The organism is Brevundimonas sp., assembly GCF_032017145.1.
Classification (GTDB): Bacteria; Pseudomonadota; Alphaproteobacteria; order Caulobacterales; family Caulobacteraceae; genus Brevundimonas.
Genome location: NZ_DALZQC010000209.1, coordinates 1 through 2,038 on the forward strand (window position 1 = coordinate 1; position 2,038 = coordinate 2,038).

Annotated in this window: 3 protein-coding genes; all 3 read left to right on the top strand. The window is 70.4% G+C overall.

Translation table 11 applies throughout. The annotated features are described in order from the left end of the window. Complete coding sequence (locus RTU05_RS17995; protein ID WP_312599649.1) at positions 1-576, top strand: DsbA family protein; 576 nt, start codon at positions 1-3, stop codon at positions 574-576. A gap of 10 nt (positions 577-586) precedes the next feature. Beyond that, on the top strand, positions 587-1,198 hold the full coding sequence (locus RTU05_RS18000; RefSeq protein WP_312599650.1) for a thioredoxin domain-containing protein: 612 nt from the start codon (positions 587-589) through the stop codon (positions 1,196-1,198). 12 nt (positions 1,199-1,210) lie between these two features. Then, positions 1,211-2,038: AAA family ATPase (locus RTU05_RS18005; protein WP_312599651.1), on the top strand; the 828-nt coding region annotated here is incomplete at its 3' end.

Below are 2,038 nucleotides of genomic sequence, written 5' to 3' on the forward strand. Positions count from 1 at the left end.
GTGACCATGGCCCTGGCGGCGTGCGGCGGCGCCAAGGGCGCGGCCGAGGGCGACATGAGCCTGGGCGCGCCGGAAGGCGCCAAGGTCACCGTGGTCGAATACGCCTCCGTCACCTGCCCCCACTGCGCCCTGTGGCAGAAGAACACCTGGCCGGCCTTCAAGGCCAAATATGTGGACACCAAAAAGGTCCGCTACATCTTCCGTGAGTTGCCGACCCCGCCGGTCGACGCCGCCACCGCCGGATTCCTGGTCGCGCGCTGCGCCGGCGAGGACAAGTATTTCGACGTGGTCCACCAGCTGATGGCGACCCAGCAGGAGATGCTGACCTCCTCGCCCCGCGACTGGCTGCTGCGCACCGCCCAGGCGGCCGGCCTGTCCGAGCAGCAGTTCAACGACTGCGTGACCGACAAGGAGGCCGTCGCCGCCATGGAGAAGCGCGTCCAGTTCGCCCGCACCCAGGGCGTGACCGGCACCCCGGCCTTCTACGTCAACGATCAGCAGATCCTGACCCCCGGCGGCGAGGGCGCCAGCCTGGCCGACCTGTCCAACGCCATCGACGCCGCTCTGGCCAAGTAAGGCGACGCCGATGATCCGCCGCGCCGTCCTGGCCCTGTCCTTCGCCGCCGCCCTGTCGATGGGCGCGGCGCCGGCGACGTTCGCGGCCGAGGCGCCGCCCCCCGTCACGGCCCAGGATCACGTCCTGGGTCGGGCGGATGCGCCGGTGACGGTGATCGAATACGCCTCCTTCACCTGCTCGCACTGCGCGGACTTCCACAACACGGTGCTGCCGGCGTTCAAGGCCAAATACATCGACACGGGCAAGGTGCGGCTGGTCCATCGCAACCTGCCGACCCAGCCGGCCAATGTCGCCGCCGCTGCGGCGGCCGTCGCCCTGTGCGCCGCGCCGGGCAAGTATTTCGACGTGGCCTCGGTCTTCATGCGCGATCAGGCGAACCTGGCCACAACCGGGGCTCAACCCTGGTTCACCGCCGGCGTCGCCGCCAGCGGCCGGACCCGCGCCGAGATCGAGACCTGCCTGCAGGCCCCCGCCACCCGCGCGACGCTGGAAGCCCAGATCGCGGGCGCCGAGGCGGCGGGCGTGACCGGCACCCCCACCCTGTTCGTCAACGGCGCCCTGGTCGCCGACCATTCGTTGGACGCCCTGTCGGCCGCCATCGACCCGTTGCTGCGTCGTTGACGCTCTAGGTCCATGCAGTTCCAGCGGCTCCGGCTGGTCGGCTTCAAGTCCTTCGTTGATGCGGCGGAGGTCCAGATCGAATCCGGCCTGACAGGCGTGGTCGGCCCCAACGGCTGCGGCAAGTCCAACGTGCTGGAAAGCCTGCGCTGGGTCATGGGCGCCAACTCGGCCAAGGCCATGCGCGGCCAGGGCATGGACGACGTCATCTTCGCCGGCGCCGCAGGCCGTCCCCCGCGCAGCCACGCCGAAGTCAGCCTGACCATCGACAACGCGCAACGCCGCGCGCCCCAGCCCTTCACCGACAGCCCCATTCTGGAGGTGTCGCGCCGCATCGACCGGGGCCAGGGCTCGACCTACCGCATCAACGGCAAGGAAGTGCGCGCCCGCGACGTCCAGCTTCTGTTCGCCGACGCTTCGACCGGCGCCAACTCGCCCGCCCTGGTGCGTCAGGGCCAGATCAGCGAACTGATCGCCGCCAAGCCCCAGAACCGCCGCCGCATTCTGGAAGAGGCGGGCGGGGTGGCCGGTCTGCATACCCGCCGCCACGAAGCCGAACTGCGCCTGAAGGCCGCCGAGACCAACCTCGAACGCCTCGACGACATCGGCCGCGAGTTGGAGACAGCGCTGAACCGCCTGAAGCGCGAAGCCCGTCAGGCCGAGAAATACAAGAAGATCTCGGCCGAGATTCGCGCCCTTCAGGCCGCCCTGCTCTACGTCCGTTGGAACGACGCCCGGCTTGCGGCCGAGGCGGCGGCCGCTGAACTGCGCGCGGCGGATGCCAGCGTGGCTGAAACCACGACCGCCGCCGCCGCCGCCCAGACCGCCGCCCTGGCCGCTCAG